Annotated in this window: 14 protein-coding genes; 10 read left to right on the top strand and 4 right to left on the bottom strand. The window is 61.8% G+C overall.

The genetic code is table 11. From position 1 onward, the window contains the following. Positions 1-159 precede the first annotated feature (159 nt). Positions 160-2,013, top strand: coding sequence for a translation elongation factor 4 (lepA, locus tag AB4Y81_RS01065; protein WP_026267159.1), 1,854 nt, complete (start codon positions 160-162; stop codon positions 2,011-2,013). Further along, positions 2,014-3,243 (top strand): radical SAM family heme chaperone HemW, encoded by a 1,230-nt coding sequence (hemW, locus tag AB4Y81_RS01060; protein ID WP_189075534.1) that lies wholly within the window; start codon positions 2,014-2,016, stop codon positions 3,241-3,243. Positions 3,244-3,332: 89 nt separating this feature from the next. On the opposite strand, the gene AB4Y81_RS01055 is transcribed toward hemW, so the two are convergent. Beyond that, the gene (locus AB4Y81_RS01055) at positions 3,333-3,746 is read right to left on the bottom strand and encodes a DUF4870 domain-containing protein (RefSeq protein WP_018777707.1); all 414 of its coding nucleotides are present in this window, start codon (positions 3,744-3,746) and stop codon (positions 3,333-3,335) included. Positions 3,747-3,875: 129 nt separating this feature from the next. After that, positions 3,876-4,727 (bottom strand): DUF3097 domain-containing protein, encoded by an 852-nt coding sequence (locus AB4Y81_RS01050; protein ID WP_018777706.1) that lies wholly within the window; start codon positions 4,725-4,727, stop codon positions 3,876-3,878. A gap of 232 nt (positions 4,728-4,959) precedes the next feature. On the opposite strand from AB4Y81_RS01050, the gene hrcA reads away from it, so the two are divergent. The 3 genes from hrcA to AB4Y81_RS01035 are packed head-to-tail and all read left to right on the top strand — an operon-like array spanning position 4,960 to position 7,909. Beyond that, complete coding sequence (gene hrcA / locus AB4Y81_RS01045; RefSeq protein ID WP_018777705.1) at positions 4,960-5,967, top strand: heat-inducible transcriptional repressor HrcA; 1,008 nt, start codon at positions 4,960-4,962, stop codon at positions 5,965-5,967. A gap of 50 nt (positions 5,968-6,017) precedes the next feature. After that, positions 6,018-7,145 carry a molecular chaperone DnaJ gene (gene dnaJ / locus AB4Y81_RS01040; protein ID WP_055975889.1) on the top strand — a complete coding sequence of 376 codons (1,128 nt, stop codon included), beginning with the start codon at positions 6,018-6,020 and terminating at the stop codon, positions 7,143-7,145. Positions 7,146-7,147: 2 nt separating this feature from the next. Beyond that, positions 7,148-7,909, top strand: a complete 762-nt coding sequence (locus AB4Y81_RS01035) for a 16S rRNA (uracil(1498)-N(3))-methyltransferase (protein WP_189075535.1) — start codon at positions 7,148-7,150, stop codon at positions 7,907-7,909. Between the two features lie 15 nt (positions 7,910-7,924). Here AB4Y81_RS01035 and AB4Y81_RS01030 read toward each other — a convergent pair whose 3' ends face one another. Next, a complete protein-coding gene (locus tag AB4Y81_RS01030; protein WP_189075759.1) occupies positions 7,925-8,800 on the bottom strand; it encodes a GerMN domain-containing protein in 876 nt (291 codons plus the stop codon). A gap of 375 nt (positions 8,801-9,175) precedes the next feature. Here AB4Y81_RS01030 and AB4Y81_RS01025 point away from each other — a divergent pair, with 375 nt between their 5' ends. From AB4Y81_RS01025 to AB4Y81_RS01005, 5 genes are all read left to right on the top strand, one after another. After that, a complete protein-coding gene (locus AB4Y81_RS01025) occupies positions 9,176-10,255 on the top strand; it encodes a PhoH family protein (RefSeq protein ID WP_018777701.1) in 1,080 nt (359 codons plus the stop codon). After that, the gene (gene ybeY / locus AB4Y81_RS01020) at positions 10,252-10,725 is read left to right on the top strand and encodes an rRNA maturation RNase YbeY (protein ID WP_018777700.1); all 474 of its coding nucleotides are present in this window, start codon (positions 10,252-10,254) and stop codon (positions 10,723-10,725) included. Before AB4Y81_RS01025 ends, ybeY begins: the two co-directional genes overlap by 4 nt. Further along, positions 10,722-12,053, top strand: coding sequence for a hemolysin family protein (locus AB4Y81_RS01015; RefSeq protein ID WP_018777699.1), 1,332 nt, complete (start codon positions 10,722-10,724; stop codon positions 12,051-12,053). The genes ybeY and AB4Y81_RS01015 overlap by 4 nt, the downstream gene beginning before the upstream one ends. Beyond that, the gene (gene era / locus AB4Y81_RS01010) at positions 12,037-12,999 is read left to right on the top strand and encodes a GTPase Era (protein WP_018777698.1); all 963 of its coding nucleotides are present in this window, start codon (positions 12,037-12,039) and stop codon (positions 12,997-12,999) included. Before AB4Y81_RS01015 ends, era begins: the two co-directional genes overlap by 17 nt. A gap of 199 nt (positions 13,000-13,198) precedes the next feature. Beyond that, complete coding sequence (locus tag AB4Y81_RS01005; protein WP_018777697.1) at positions 13,199-14,665, top strand: LCP family protein; 1,467 nt, start codon at positions 13,199-13,201, stop codon at positions 14,663-14,665. Between the two features lie 89 nt (positions 14,666-14,754). Here AB4Y81_RS01005 and AB4Y81_RS01000 read toward each other — a convergent pair whose 3' ends face one another. Next, positions 14,755-16,707 (bottom strand): M13 family metallopeptidase, encoded by a 1,953-nt coding sequence (locus tag AB4Y81_RS01000; protein WP_189075537.1) that lies wholly within the window; start codon positions 16,705-16,707, stop codon positions 14,755-14,757. Positions 16,708-16,924 lie beyond the last annotated feature (217 nt).

Genomic DNA, 16,924 nt, shown 5'->3' with positions numbered 1-16,924 from the left:
GGAACACGCTACATCCGACGTCGCCGGACAGCAGGGCGCGCGATGTACGGCGAAGCGCCGGTTCGTGGGAGACTAGAGGATCAGATGCGCGGCATGTTCGGGCTGGCTTATGCCCAGTCCGGGTAATTGCCGTGTGAGTGTCGACAGTAAGGATCCTGCGTGTCTCCCATGGCCCGCACCGCACCGGTGCCCGCCGCAACAGATCCGGCCATCATCCGGAACTTCTGCATCATTGCCCACATTGACCACGGTAAATCCACCCTGGCCGACCGCATGCTGCAGTTCACCGGCGTCGTTCAGCAACGCGACATGAAGGCCCAGTATCTGGATCGCATGGATATTGAGCGCGAACGCGGCATCACCATCAAGTCCCAGGCTGTCCGCATGCCTTGGGAACTGGACGGCACCAGCTATGCCCTGAACATGATCGACACTCCGGGTCACGTCGACTTCACCTACGAGGTTTCCCGGTCCCTGGCAGCCTGCGAGGGCGCGGTTCTGCTGGTCGACGCGGCACAGGGCATCGAGGCCCAAACCCTTGCCAACCTGTACCTGGCGATGGAAAACAACCTGACCATCATTCCGGTCCTGAACAAGATCGACCTCCCTGCGGCCCAGCCCGAGAAATACGCGGCTGAGCTCGCCAACCTCATCGGTGGGGACCCGGAGGACGTTCTGAAGGTTTCCGGCAAGACGGGCGTGGGCGTCGAAGCGCTCCTGGACAAGATCGTCCGCGATTTGCCTTCCCCCGTAGGCGATCCTGACGCTCCCGCCCGGGCCATGATCTTCGACTCGGTCTATGACACCTACCGGGGCGTCGTGACTTATGTCCGTGTTGTGGATGGCATGCTGCATCCCCGCGAACGTATCCAGATGATGTCTACCCGTGCGACGCACGAGCTTCTCGAAATCGGTGTGAGTTCCCCGGAGCCCACGCCCTCGAAGGGCTTGGGCGTTGGCGAGGTGGGCTACCTGATCACCGGCGTGAAAGATGTCCGTCAGTCCAAGGTCGGCGACACCGTCACCAACCTGGCCAAGCCGGCGTCGGAATCCCTCAGCGGTTACGCAGATGCCAAGCCGATGGTCTTCTCGGGCCTGTACCCCTTGGATGGCACGGATTATCCGGTCCTTCGCGATGCGCTCGAAAAGCTCATGCTCAACGACGCCGCCCTGGTGTACGAGCCCGAGACCTCCGCTGCGCTGGGCTTCGGTTTCCGTGTGGGCTTCCTGGGGCTTCTGCACCTTGAAATCACGCGTGAGCGCCTCGAGCGTGAATACAACCTGGACCTCATTTCCACTGCTCCGAACGTGGAGTACGAGGTTACTCTGGAAGACAAGCGCGTCGTCCACGTCACCAACCCCAGCGAGTACCCCACAGGCAAGATCTCCGAGGTCCGCGAGCCGATGGTCTCTGCCACGGTCCTGGCGCCCAACGAGTTCGTTGGCGCAATCATGGAACTGTGCCAGAGCCGCCGCGGCCAGATGAAGGGCATGGATTACCTGTCCGAGGACCGCGTGGAGCTCCGATACTGGATCCCGCTGGCCGAGATCGTGTTCGACTTCTTCGACCTCCTGAAGTCCAAGACCCGCGGTTACGCCTCGCTGGACTGGAAGGCCGACGGCGAACAGGTCGCCGACCTCGTCAAGGTCGACATCCTGCTACAAGGTGAACAAGTGGATGCGTTCAGCGCCATCACCCACCGCGACAAGGCCTACGCCTACGGTGTGATGATGACCGGAAAGCTCCGCGAGCTTATTCCCAGGCAGCAGTTCGAAGTGCCCATCCAGGCAGCCATTGGCTCCCGCATCATCGCCCGTGAGAGCATCCGTGCCATCCGCAAGGACGTTCTTGCCAAGTGCTACGGCGGTGACATCACGCGTAAGCGCAAGCTGCTCGAAAAGCAAAAAGAAGGCAAGAAGCGCATGAAGATGGTGGGCCGCGTTGAGGTTCCCCAGGAGGCCTTCATCGCAGCACTGACGACCGACGAGTCCAAGGACAAGGCCAAGAAGTAAATGCCCAGCGTCCTTCCTTTGGGCGATCCGGCACCTGCGGATGGATTATTGCCACCGCAGGTGCTGGACGGCGTCGAGCAACGCAAATTCGGGCTCTACGTGCACATTCCGTTTTGTGCCGTACGGTGTGGCTATTGCGATTTCAACACGTATACCGCCACGGAGCTCGGCGGGGGAGCGTCGCAGGATGCCTATGCTTCCACGGCTGTTTCCGAAGTCGCTTTCGCGGCGACGGCCCTTGAGGCCTCTGGCCTTCCGCATCGTCCACTAAGCACAGTATTTTTTGGTGGCGGTACGCCCACGCTCCTGCCTGCGGAGGATCTCGCAGAGATCCTGCGCGCCGCCGTCGGCTACTGGGGCTTGGAGCCCGGCGCTGAGGTGACCACCGAGGCCAATCCCGACTCTGTAACACCCGAATCCTTGAAGGTGCTTGCGGACGCGGGCTTCACCCGCGTGTCCTTCGGCATGCAGTCTGCGGTTCCGCACGTGCTGAAAGTGCTGGACCGCACCCACACTCCCAGCCGGGTGCCGCTGGTGGTGCAATGGGCCCGCGAAGCAGGCCTCTCCGTCAGCCTGGACCTTATCTACGGGACACCAGGGGAGTCCATGGAGGACTGGGAGTTCTCACTCAAGACGGCGCTCTCGTACGGGCCGGACCACATCAGCGCCTACGCATTGATAGTCGAGGATGGCACCAAACTTGCCGCGCAGATCAAGCGTGGCCAGGTGCCCGGAATCGACGACGACGACCACGCCGCAAAGTATGAACTGGCGGACAAGATGATCTCCTCGGCCGGCTTGAACTGGTACGAAGTCAGCAACTGGTCGAGGACTCCGGATCAGGCGTGCAAGCACAACCTCGCGTATTGGCGCGGAGACGATTGGTGGGGAATCGGCCCCGGCGCGCACTCACACGTGGGCGGTGTCCGGTGGTGGAACGTCAAACACCCCACGGCCTACGCATCACGATTGGGGTCAGGGACCTCACCTGCCGCAGGGCGCGAAACCCTCGACGCCGGCACCCGGGAAGTCGAGCGGATCATGCTGGAGGCGCGGCTCGGAACGGGCCTTGCCGTAGATGCCCTGGATGCGATTGGGCGCCACGCGATGGCGGGCCTCATTGCTGACGAACTGGTTGATCCGGTTCAGGCATTCAAGGGACGACTGGTTCTTACCCTTAAGGGCAGGTTGCTCGCAGATGCCGTAGTCCGCAGGATCCTGCCGGACTGACCTTCGCCTGGGACTGACAGCCCGGTACCGTACCCCCCGGACCCCCCGGACCCCCCGGACCCCCCGGATTCATCGGGCGGATCGGGGTCCTACTTGATCCAGCGCAGGTTGAAACGGTAGCGGTGGGGCTGGCCGTGGTTGACCCGGATGCCCGCTGAAACAGAGAAGCACGTCAGTGCCACCCAGATACCCGTGGCAATGACGGCAAAAATGTTTCCCACCACCGGCAGCAGGACAAGGATGTTGGCCAAGACGGCGGCAATGGTGGGAGGCAACGTGAAATTCAGTGCCTCCTTGGATTCCTGCGCTGTGAACGGCCCGCGGTCGCGGAAAATCAGGTAGATCAGGAGAGCCGGCAAGCATCCAAGGATGCCGCCGAAGTGGGCCAAAGTGGCCCACTGCCTGTCCTCGCTGGCTGTCAACGGGAGTGCGTTGGCAGGGGCGCCATGGTACTGGGGCCGGCCTGCGGCGCTGCCCGGTTCTTCAGGAGCGTTATCTGCCACGGTGTCTTCCCTTTGCCTTAAATGCTTTAAAGATGCTGCTGTGTTGCTGTCCAAGAATACCGGGCCGCGCGTCCTTCCCGGGACCAACGCCCCGGAAGCATGCCGGATCCTGATGATCCGGACCGTGGACTACGGGACGGTGAGGAAGTCGATGACTTCTTCCACACGCCCCAACAACGATGCCTCAAGGTCCGCATAGCTGTGCACTGCGCCCAGCAGGCGCTGCCAGCCCAGCCCGATGTCCTCCGCTGTTTCGTGGGGCCAACCGAAGGCCGTGAGAATCCCGGTCTTCCAATCAGTGCCGCGGGCAACGGCGGGCCATTGCTCGATGCCCAGGACCTTCGGCCGGATGGCCTGCCACACGTCCACATAAGGGTGGCCCACGATCAGGACGTTGCCTGCAGCGCCGGGGACAGTCATGGCCTCGGCTGCGATCCGGGACTCCTTTGAGCCCGCCACGAGGTGGTCCACCAGGATGCCAAGGCGGCGGCCGGGACCGGGTCGGAAGTCGGCAATGGCGGACTTGAGGTCGTCCACGCCGTGGAGCGGTTCCACCACAATTCCTTCAACACGGAGGTCGTCACCCCAGACTTTCTCCACGAGTTCAGCGTCGTGCTTGCCCTCCACCCAGATGCGGCTGGCCTTCGCGACCTGCGCCCGTTGCCCCTGGACCTTTACCGAACCCGAGGCCGTGCGATTCGCCTGAACCGCTGAAGCGGGCCGGCGAGGGGCCGGAGGCATCAACCTGATCGCTTGTCCTTCGAGAAGGAATCCGTACCCGAGTTGGAACGACTTCGTTTTACCGCGCCTGTCCTCGAGCGACACGATGTGCATGCCACCGGTCTTTTCCACCCGGGTGACTTCGCCCACCCATCCTGACTGGACGTCTTCGAGGACCATGCCGCGTTGCACCGGCACCTCAGGGAGCTGGCGTTTGGCTGGAGCGGTCAGGTCCTGCGGGCCCCAATTGTCGAAAGCCAAGGAATTCCTACCTCTGTGGTGATGTGAAAGGGGACAGGGGCGGGTTGCCGTCAGCCGGTATCGGGACGCCGCCCTGGATGCAGTCCTCGGACGGTTTCAATGCTAACAACGTGGTGGCTCATACTAGACTTGTTAGCACTTGGGCATGTTGAGTGCTAAGTGTGCGGTGATCCATTGGAGGTCCCGCGGGGACCGGTCCCATGGACCATGGCAGTCGTCAGGAGGTGTAGCAATGAGTGAGCCACGCAAATTGGAAGTGCTGCGTGCCATCGTTGAGGATTACGTGCATTCCCGGGAGCCGGTGGGATCGAAAGCCCTCGTTGAGCGTCATCACCTGGGTGTTTCCAGTGCCACCATCCGCAATGACATGGCTGTCCTGGAAGAAGAAGGTCTTATTGCCGCCCCGCATACCAGCGCCGGCCGAATCCCCACTGACAAGGGCTATCGCCTGTTCGTTGACCGCATCTCCCAGGTCAAGCCGTTGTCCGCCGCCGAGCGTCGGGCAATTCACTCGCTGCTTGAAGGACCCGACGACGTCGATGACATTCTTGAGCGCACAGTACGGCTCCTTTCCCAGCTGACCAACCAGGTCGCCGTCGTGCAGTATCCCCACTCGCACCGCGCATTGGTCCGCCACGCGGAGTTCGTTCTGCTGGCCCCCAAACAGGTGCTGGTGGTCCTCATTGCGGACACCGGGAGCGTCGTGCAAAAAGTCATCGACGCCGGTTCGGACGTGGGGAACGAGGCTTTGATGTTGTTGCGGTCACGATTCCTTGGCAGCATCGCCGGCACCCAGCTGGCACTCCTGCCGCAGGTGTTACCGTCGGTGGTGGCCCTTTGCCCGCCGGATCTTCGTGCCCTCGCCCAAAGGCTGGCCACTGGCTTGGAATCCCTGAGCGACACCAGCCGTGAGGAACGCATTCTGATGGCCGGTACGGCCAACCTCGCACGTTCCAACGTTGACTTCCCGCTAAGCATCGGTCCCGTGCTTGAGGCCCTTGAGGAACAAGTTGTCATGCTCCGGTTGTTGTCGGACATGGGAGACGATCCCCGGGGCGTGACAGTCAGCATTGGCCGGGAGAATCCGTACGACGGCCTGGCCGAGGCCTCTGTAGTGGCCACCGGCTACGGTTCCGGCGCCAAGGTGGGAATCCTTGGACCGACCCGCATGGACTATCCCACCACCATGGCAGCAGTTCGTGCCGTGGCCCGTTACCTTTCCCGCATTCTCGGCGGCTGAACACCGGCCCGGGAAAACATCCGCAGTACAACCAGGAAGAGATACCGACTTTGAGCAGCCACTATGACGTTTTGGGAGTCTCGCCGGAAGCCACCGGGGAAGAGATCAAAAAGGCGTACCGCAAGTTGGCGCGGAAACTCCACCCGGACGTAAACCCGGGTGAAGATGTCGCGGAGCAGTTCAAGGCCGTGACGCACGCTTACGAAGTGTTGTCAGATCCCCAGAAGCGCCGCGTCTACGATGCCACGGGCAACGAGAACGGCACTGATAACGGCTTCGGCGGCGGCTACGCCGGCCAGGGCTTCGCCTTCCAGGACATCTTCGACACTTTCTTTGGCGGCGGCGGTGGACACGGAGGGCCCGCCTCCCGTGTACGACGTGGCCAGGACGCCCTTATCAGCGTTCGGATCGACCTCAAGGATGCCGTGTTCGGCGTCAACAAGAAGCTTGAAGTGGACACAGCCGTGGTCTGCCCCACCTGCGACGGCAGCTGCTGCCGCCCGGGCACCCACCCTGAACGCTGCGACATTTGTGGTGGCAGCGGCCAGGTTCAGCGCGCCGTCCGCTCCATTCTGGGGCAGGTCATGACCACCGCCCCCTGTGGTTCCTGTGAAGGCTTCGGCACCGTCATCAAGGATCCCTGCAACGAATGCAACGGCCAGGGACGCATCAGGAGCCGCCGTTCGCTCACCATCAAGGTTCCCGCCGGCGTCGCTACCGGTACGCGAATCCAGCTGTCCGGCCAGGGCGAAGCAGGACCTGCAGGTGGTCCGGCCGGTGATCTGTACGTGGAGATCCGCGTCAACAACGATTCCACGTTCGTACGCGAAGGCGACGACCTCCACGCCACCCTCAGCGTGCCCATGACGGCTGCTGCCTTGGGGACCGACGTGCAGCTTGAGACGTTCGACGGCGCACAGGACATCGAAGTGAAGGCAGGCACGCAGTCCGGAGAGGTCATCACCCTTCGTGGCCTCGGCGTAACGCACCTGCGGGGCTACGGCCGCGGCGATCTCAAGGTTCACCTGCATGTGGAAACACCTACCAAACTGGACCATGCACAGGAAGAACTCCTCCAGCAGCTTGCCAAGCTCCGCGGCGAGCAGTTCACCGAAGGAAAACTGGTGGCCAGTGGTGGCATGTTCGCAAAGCTCCGGGACAAGCTCGGTAACCTGTAGCGGTGAGCAACCCCGTTTTCTTTACACCGGCCGGCAGCCTCAGCCACGTAGCGCCCGGTACTGATTTTGTCCTGGAGGGTCCGGAGGCCCGCCACGCAGTGACGGTGAAGCGCTTGGCCGTCGGTGAGTCCGTTGACATCGCCGACGGCGCAGGTGCCCGTCTCACTGGAGTGGTCGCCGAAGCGGCGCCCGGTGCCCTGACGGTGACCGCCACCGACATCGTCTTCGAAGCCCAGCCGGACGTTCGATTGGTACTGGTTCAGGCGTTGGCCAAGGGTGATCGCGACGAGCTCGCAATCGAGACGGCAACGGAACTGGGCATTGATGCCGTGATTCCCTGGCAGTCGGAGCGATCCATCGTGCGCTGGAAGGCGGAGCGGGCAGCCAAGGCGCATGCGAAATGGGAGTCAGTGGTCACCGCGGCTGCAAAACAGGCGCGCAGGGCCTGGGTACCTCCAATCCGCCCGATCGTCGACTCCAGCGGTTTGGTGAAAGCCGTTGCCGAGGCCGATTTGGCCGTCATTCTTCACGAGGACGCCAAAAACCCTCTGCGGGAGGTCCTGGAGAGGCTGGATGTCAACGGTGCTTCGCCCAGTGAGGTTCTGTTGATCGTGGGGCCTGAGGGCGGGATTTCGCCGCGTGAAGTGACACGGCTTAGCGATGCAGGGGCCGTGACGGCCCTCCTGGGTCACCATGTCCTGCGGTCGTCGACGGCGGGACCCGCCGCCGTCGTCCTGGCCAGCGACGTCCTCGGTCGCTGGTAGCCGGCGAACGTCGAATCAGGCCACGGTGAACAACCGGGTGTCCGTGCTCGATTCTATGGCCTTGCCGGCATCGTCGACCTCGGTTACCCGCAATTCATATTTTCCGGGTTTCAGTGTCGCGCCGAAGCTGAACAGACCATACTGCCCGGGTTCGCCGGTTGCTTTGGTCTGGCCCGTGAGCAGGCTCGACTTCTCACCCTTGCCGTTGTCCTGAAGGAGCTGCCAGCTGATGGGCCGTGAATTGTCCGTGGTGCGCCCGTTGAACTTGATCAAACCAGGGGGCAGGGACACGTCCTCCTGCGGATCGATGATCCACAGCGGCGCCACCAAGGAAGCATCACGCGTCATGGGTTCGCCAAGTTTCACTTGGCCGAAGGCCATGTAGTCCTTGTGCCCGTCAACGAGAATGACCACTTGGATCTGCTGTCCGGAGTTGATGAGTCCGGAGGACGATGCCGCGGCGGACGCCGTGTAAACCAGCTGCTGGATGGCCCGTTGTGCCATCCCGGCATCGAGGTTTGAGTTGAAGGCGTCGCGGGACACATCAACGGTGATCACGTTTTTCCCCGAGATGGAGGTCGCCAGGCTTCCTGGTTCCTGCCAGGGCGTGAAGAAGTCGTGATCCAGGGGCTTTTCCGCCATCATGATCCGCAGGGCCGTCGTCACAGGATTGCCGTCACCGGAAATGTCCCGGAACTCACGGTAGAGGTAGACCTCCTCCTTGCTCCGCCCGATCCAGTAGACCGGAATCTTGGTGGACGCCTGCGTCGTTTCCAGTGGTGCGTTGCTCGCAGGGGCGTCCTGGACCGTCATCGGAGGCGAGCTCTGTGTCGCCTGACTGCCCCCTCCGCCGTTTGCGATGCAACCAGTGAGCAGCATGACAGCAAGCATCGCCGGCGCAACGACGGCGGACTTGGTCCGCTTGCGTGCGCCGCTTCCGTTGCTCGCTGGCTCGGTGATGGCGTTTCCTGTCTTACGATGCAAAACGCGGCCGCCTATGGGGCGGGCCGCTGGGGTCGGAACTGCGGGGGCTCGACCACCCGCTATGCCAGCTTGGCACATCGTCGACGGCGTCCGGCCGGGTTTCTGCGGACGCCGGCCAACTGAAACATGATTGATACCGGCTTGATGCCGAGTTGAGACAAAATGTCGGCAGTGCAGCGGCGGCAGTGATCCGGACCATTGGCGAGGTTCATCCCGGGCCGCGCTGGCGTAGGATTGCGTCATACGATCAACCGGAGGAGAACAGGCCGTAGGGCCAGCACTATGAGTGAATCTTTGAACGGGCGGCTCAGGACCGGAAACGGGAACCAGCCGACCACCGAGTTCCCGCACACCTTACCGGGCACGCGCACGGAAGTTGTCACCTTCGACAACTCCGACCAGATGGTTCACTCGCTGGGCAGCCACGATGAAGCCCTGCGGTACATCGAGGAACAGTTCCAGGACGTCAACTTCCACGTCCGGGGCAACGAGCTTTCCATGACCGGTCCCGCAACCGTCATTCCCCGCATCATGCGCCTCCTTGAGGAAGTGCGCGGTCTTGTGGCGAAGGGGACATTGGTCACGCCTGATGTGCTCCAGCAGTTGGTGTCCCTCCTGCGGACCCAGTCTGTGCAGAACCCTGCGGATGTCCTGACCCACAACATTCTTTCCAGCCGTGGCAAGACCATCAGGCCCAAGACGCTGAACCAGAAAAACTATGTTGACGCCATTGACGACAACACGGTGATTTTCGGAATTGGCCCTGCAGGTACGGGCAAGACCTACTTGGCCATGGCCAAGGCCGTCCAAGCGCTCCAAATGAAGGAAGTCAGCCGGATCATCCTGACGCGGCCCGCCGTTGAAGCGGGGGAGAGGCTGGGATTCCTTCCCGGCACTCTGAGCGACAAGATCGACCCCTATCTGCGCCCCCTTTACGATGCCCTGCACGACATGATGGATCCGGAATCCATCCCGCGATTGATGGCGGCGGGCACCATCGAAGTGGCTCCGTTGGCCTACATGCGTGGTCGGACCCTCAACGACGCCTTCATCATCCTTGATGAAGCCCAGAACACCACTCCGGAACAGATGAAGATGTTCCTGACCCGGCTCGGCTTTGGCTCCAAAATGGTGGTCACCGGTGACGTCACGCAGATCGACCTGCCCTTCGGAGCAACGTCCGGGCTGCGTATTGTCCGGGAAATCCTGACCGGGATCGACGACGTGAATTTCTCCATCCTCGAGGCCGCAGACGTAGTACGGCACCGCCTGGTGGGCGATATCGTCTCCGCCTACAGCGCGTGGGATGATGCCCACCGCGCAGAGGCAGCACACACACCTAAACGTGGAGAACGTAAATGAGCATTGAAGTCAACAACGAGTCCGGCGTGGCAGTGGATGAAGCGCAGCTGGTGACGTTGTCCCGCTTCATCTTTGAGCGCCTGTATATCCACCCCCAGGCAGAGCTGTCCATCCTGCTGGTGGACGAACCCGCCATGGAGAAACTGCACATTGAGCTGATGGACGAGCCGGGAGCCACCGATGTGCTGTCCGTGCCCATGGACGAACTGACGCCCGGCACCCCGGACAAGCCAACTCCGCAGGGCATGCTTGGAGACATCGCGATCTGCCCGCAGGTGGCTGAAGTGCAGGCCCGCAACGCGGGCCACCCTACGCAGGATGAAATGCTGTTGCTGACCACGCACGGAATCCTCCACCTGCTGGGCTTTGACCACGCCGAGCCCGATGAAAAAGAAGAAATGTTTGGCTTGCAGCGGGAACTGCTGTCTGAATTCCTGGGCAAGGATGCCCCCATGGAGACCATGCAGTGACGTCGATCATTCTGGTCGGCATGGCGCTGGTATTCCTCAGCTTTGTTGCACTGCTGACTGCGGCCGAGGCTGCGTTCAACTTCCTGCCGCGGCATGAGGCCGAACAATCCATTGGCCGGAGCAAAGGCAAGGCCCTGGCCGGCATCCTTGAAAACCCGATCGCCCACATGCGGGCCCTGCGCTTTTGGCGTGTGTGGTTTGAAATGGCAGCGGCAGTGGCCGTCGCGGTTGTCCTCCACAGCCTGCTGGACAACGTCTGGCTCGCCGGGCTTGCGGCAACGGGCATCATGGCCGTGATCGGCTTTGTGCTCGTCGGCGTTTCACCCCGGCAATTGGGACGCGCGCACTCCGGACCCGTGGTGCGTTTCACGGCACCGCTGATCAGGTTCCTGTGCTGGATCCTGGGCCCGATCCCAGGATGGCTGGTGGCGCTTGGCCAAGCAGTAGCCCCAGGCGCTCCCAGCGGTGACGACGCTTTTGTCAGTGAGGAAGAGTTCCGCGAGTTTGTCGACCGTGCGGCAGAGTCGGACATGATCGAAGACAACGAAGCGGAGCTCATCCATTCGGTCTTTGACTTTGGCGACACTTTGGTGCGTTCCGTCATGGTTCCCCGCACGGACATCGTCAGCATCGCTACCGGCGCGGACCTTGAAACTGCCATGGGCTTGTTCCTGAGGTCGGGGTACTCGCGAATCCCTGTCATAGGTGAGAACACGGATCAGATCCGAGGCATTCTGTACCTCAAGGATGTTGCCGCAGCGATGTACCGCGGCGAACCGGGCTTGCAGGCGCACGACGTCGATTCGCTGGCCCGCGATGTCCGATACGTCCCCGAGTCCAAGCCGGTGAGTGATTTGCTGAGGGAACTCCAGCAGGAGTCCACCCACGTGGCCATTGTCATTGATGAATACGGCGGAACCGCCGGCCTGGTGACTTTGGAAGACCTCATTGAGGAAATCGTGGGTGAAATCGTTGACGAATACGATGCCGCAGCGGAGGAAGCCGTCGACCTGGGCGACGGGCAGTACCGGGTGAGCGCGCGAATGAGCATCGATGACCTTGGGGAACTGTTCGATATTGACCTCGACGACGACGAGGTGGACACCGTTGGCGGCCTCCTCGCAAAGGCGCTTGGCCAGGTTCCGATTGTTGGAAGCTCGGTTGAAGTGAACGGCGTGTTCCTTAAGGCAGATAGGCTGGAGGGTCGCCGAAACAGGGTCAGCCATATCATTGCGGCCGCCATGCCAAAGGAAGACACTGACCTTGAAGACCTTCTCGACGACGCCGACTCAACGCAACAGGGAGTTCCACGTGAGCAAGCAAAATAAGAAATTCGACGCCGATAGCGACTTCGGCGGCTTTCACGCGGGGTTCTCGGTGCTGGTGGGCCGGCCGAATGCGGGCAAGTCGACCCTGACCAATGCCTTGGTGGGCCAGAAGGTGGCCATTACCTCGGCCAAACCGCAGACCACGCGTCACACCATCCGCGGTATCGTCCACCGCGAGGACGCACAATTGATCCTCGTGGACACCCCGGGACTTCACCGTCCCCGGACCCTTTTGGGAAAGCGCCTCAACGAGCTTGTCGCCGATACCCTGGCCGAAGTTGATGCCATCGGTTTCTGCTTGCCCGCCAACGAGAAGATCGGCCCCGGCGACAAATTCATCGCAGCCCAGCTGGCCGCCGTCGGGCGCAAGCCGATCGTTGCTTTGGTGACCAAGACAGATCTTGTCGACAGGCAGGCTCTCACGGAGCAGCTGCTCGCTGTCGCAGCGCTCGGCCGTGAGGTTCTGGGTGAACAAGGCTGGGCCGACATCGTTCCGGTGTCAGCTGCCGATGGTTTCCAGGTTTCCACCGTCGCCGACGTCCTGATCAGCCACATGCCTTCCTCCCCGCCGCTTTATCCGGATGGTGAGCTCACAGATGAGCCGGAAGCGGTCATGATCGCTGAGCTCATCCGTGAAGCCGCCTTGGAGGGTGTCCGGGACGAGCTTCCGCACTCCTTGGCAGTTGTGGTGGAGGAAATCGTTCCGCGTGAAGGCCGGTCCGAGGACAACCCGCTCCTGGATGTCCGGGTGAACCTCTATGTCGAGCGTCCCTCGCAGAAGGCCATCATTATTGGCAAGGGCGGAAGCCGTCTGCGCGAAGTGGGAACCAATGCCCGCAAGGGTATTGAAACCCTGCTGGGCACGCGGATCTACCTCGATCTGCACGTGAAAGTCGCCAAGGACTGGCAGCGGGACCCCAAGCAACTGGTCAAACTAGGATTCTAGCCAGCAATGCTGGTTCCGGCGTGGCTCCCGGCCCGATAAGGAACTTCCCAGAAACGGCAACTATGATTGCGGGGATCGAGCTGTTTAAGGAAAGGTAAACCGAATAGTGCGACGTCGTGACGCCCGCCCAGAGGGCACCGGCACCGCAGGCCCCGTTGCGGCACGCCATGGAGCGGATGCTGACGGCACTCCGCGCCATATGAATGAACGCAAGGGACTGCCGCTCTGGTTGAAGATTGTCACCGGTGTGGTCTCGGTTGCCTTGGTTGCCGGCGTCGCCTTCGCTGCTTTCTGGTTCATCCGGCTGCAGACCAACATCACCAAGGCGCCGCTGAGCGCCGCGGAGTCACGTAACGCCGGCGATGCCTTGGCCAACGACAAGACAGACCGCCTGCAGATCCTGATCCTTGGCTCCGATACCCGTGACGGGAAGAACGCCGAGTACGGAAGTACCGAAGACTCCACAGGCTATGGCCACTCGGACGTCATGATGCTGCTGGACATTTCCGCTGACAACAAGCGGGTCAATGTCCTCAGCTTTCCCCGGGATTTGTTGGTGGATGTTCCCCAGTGCACGGACCGCACCAACAACCAGACCTTTCCTGCCCGCAGCGGCGTGATGATCAACGAAGCCATGGCAGAGGCCGGCATCGGCTGTGCCGTGGATACCGTCAATAAACTGACCGGCTTGGAAATCGACCACTTCATGATGGCCGACTTCAACGCCGTCAAGGAACTCTCCCACGCTGTGGGCGGCGTCAATGTGTGCGTGAGTGACCCCGTCTTTGATCCGGACTCCCGGCTCCGCCTGAAGAAGGGCGACTCACTGGTCGAAGGCGAACAGGCCCTGGCTTTCCTGCGCACCAGGCATGCGTTCGGCGATGGTGGAGACCTGGGCCGCATCAAGGGCCAGCAGGCATTCCTTTCTTCCCTGACGCGAAAGCTGAAGAGTGAAGGCACTCTGGGCAACCCGCAGCGACTCCTCCAGATCGCAGACGTAGTCACGCAGAATCTGACGGTCGACGAGGGCCTCGCTTCTGTACCGTCGCTGCTGACGATTGGTGGCCGCCTCAAAGACATTGATGTGTCCAAGGTGGCTTTTGTGGCCGTTCCCACGCAAGCTGCAGCAGTGGATCCAAACCGGCTGGAACTCGTTGAACCTCAAGCGTCCCAACTCTTCGCAGCACTGCGCGCGGACCTGGACCTGACCACGCCCGGGGCTACATCAACACCCACGCCTTCGGAAACCCCGGCACCCCAGCCCACGGCCACCACGCCTCCGGCGCCCGCCTACGACAAAGCCATCCAGCCTGTCTCTGTGGCCAACGGCAGTGGCGTGGGAACCAGGGCGCAGGAATTGATGACTGTTCTCACGGGCGCTGGATTTACCCAGGCAGTGAGCTACCTGGCCAACCCGGTGGACCAAACCGTGCTCTACTACGGGCAGGGATTTGCCGATGTGGCTGCAGATGTGGCCAAGCTCTACGGCATCCCGGCTGCCCAGGTGCAGGAGGCCCCCGGAGTGGCTGGCGTGCAGCTCTATGTGGGTACCGACTTCACTACCGGTACCGCCTACGGAGCAGCTTCGGTCCCGTCCAACGTGGTCAACCAGACGGCCAGCGACGCCGTGTGCCAGCAGGTGAACCCGCTCTACATCGATCAGTAAGCGAGGATCAGTACCTCAAGAGCCATTGCCGGTTCAAAGCGAAGGCCGGGCCAGTTGCGTAACTGGCCCGGCCGTCGTCGTCCTGCTTCCTACCAGATGCTGACGCGTTCCCCGGGTTCCGCCCACATGCCGTCCGACTCAGCCACTTCGAATGCTTCATGGAATGCATCGAGGTTCTTGGCGATTGCGTTGGTCCGGAACTCGTTGGGGGAGTGGGGGTCCGTGGCAAGCCTGCGGATTGCTTCCTCGGTCCGGATTACCTGACGCCACCCGGCCGCCCAGGACATGAAGAACCGTTGCGGACCGGTGAAGCCATCTATAACTTCCGGTTCCTTGCCATCAAGGCTGAGAAGGTATGCCTTGTAGGCGATGGTGAGGCCGCCCAGATCGCCAATGTTCTCACCCAGGGTGAGTTTGCCGTTCACCTTGTGCTCTGGGGCGGCATACGGTGAGAGAGCATCGAATTGCGCTACCAGCTTGGCGGTGAGTGCTTCGAATGCTGTGCGATCCTCCTCGGTCCACCAATTTCGCAACGCACCGCTGCCATCGAACTGCGATCCCTGGTCGTCGAAGCCATGGCCGATTTCGTGTCCGATCACTGCCCCGATTCCACCGTAGTTCACGGCGTCGTCCGCCTCGGCGGTAAAGAACGGCGGCTGGAGGATTGCCGCCGGGAACACAATCTCATTCAACATCGGGTGGTAGTAGGCGTTGACCGTCTGGGGCGTCATCAGCCACTTCGTCAGGTCGACGGGCTTGCCGATTTCGTCCAGATGGCGGTCAACGTCGGCGTCATGCGCGCGTTCAACATTTCCGAGAAGGTCATTGGGGTCAATCTCCACTGCGGAATAGTCGATCCACTTTTCCGGGAAGCCAATCTTGGGACGGAACGCATCCAACTTCTTGAGGGCTTCCTTCTTCGTCTCCTCACCCATCCAAGCCAAGGAAGAGATGCTCTCGCGGTAGGCCGCAATCAGGTTGGCCACCAAGGATTCCATCCGGGCTTTGTGACCGGGAGGGAAGTGCCGTTCGACGTAGATCTGACCGACTGCCTCACCCAGCGCAGCTTCCACGACGGCGACTCCGCGCTTCCAGCGTTCTTTGTTTTGCGGGGTACCGCTCAGGGTGGTGCCGTAGAAGTCGAAGTTTGTGTCCACGAACGCAGACGACAAATAGGGGGCGGCCGAACTGAGGACGCGGAGTGTCAGCCATTCCTTCCAGGCCTGCAATGGTTCGGACTCCAGCAGCGCGGCGGCGCCAGTGAAGAAGTCCGGGGTGCTGACAACGATCTCCCGCCGTTTCGCCGCGTCGACCCGAGCTGCGTCGAACCACGTGTCGAGCCAGGGGAACAACTCTGTGGCCTCTTCCGCAGATCTGAGGTTGTACGTCTTCTGGGGATCCCGGAGCGTGACGTTGTCCCAGTGATGCGAAGCCAGTGCCGTCTCAAGCGCGACGACGCGCTGTGCAGCCTCGGCGGCATCGGGAATGGAAGCGAGCGTGAAGAGTTTTTCGATGTAGCTGCTGTACGCCGACACAATGCCGGCGAACTTGTCGTCGCGGTAGTAGGACTCGTCGGGCAAACCCAAGCCGCCCTGCCCGATGTACAGCAGGATTCGTTCCGGGTTCCCGGCATCCGGCGCGGGATAGATGGAGAAGAGGCCGGACACATCCGAACGGAAAAGACGGCCGATCAAAGCTGCCAGGTCCTTGGGAGAGCTCACTGCGCTGACCTCGTCAAGGCGGCCCCGCACGGGTGCGAGTCCCTTTGCCTCTGCCGCAGCCTCGTCCATGAAGCTGGCGTAGAGGCCGCCAACCTTTTGTTCAATACCGGTGGCCGATTCGCCTTTGCCGGCGGCCTCTTCGATGATTGCCTTGACTGCGAGCTCGGCCCCGTCACGCAGGGCGGTGAAAGTTCCTTCCAACGGCCGGTCATCCGGAATCGTAGTGCTGTTGAGCCACGCGCCGTTGACGTGCTGGTATAGGTCGTCCTGGGGCCGGACGCTGTGGTCGATATTCGAAAGAGTGATCCCCGACTGTGGCACTGTGGCTCCTTGTGTGGACGCTGCAGCTGGTGTCGCCACCGCCGCGGCGTCTGCATAGTGGACGTTGCATGAGGTGTTGCACTGTCATCATACGCACCGTGTTACTGTAATTTTGTGCGTGCGGAAATGCTTCTTCTTAGCTGCCGCGGCGAGGCCTGAAAGCTATCTGACGCTGGGCCATCCTCGCCGCGGAGTTTCGTTGTGTCCGGCTAAGCTT

The organism is Paenarthrobacter sp. TAF1, from assembly GCF_052113825.1.
Lineage (GTDB): Bacteria > Actinomycetota > Actinomycetes > Actinomycetales > Micrococcaceae > Arthrobacter > Arthrobacter nicotinovorans.
The sequence above is the reverse complement of the archived record's forward strand: the minus strand, read 5'-3'. Positions and strand labels throughout refer to the sequence as shown.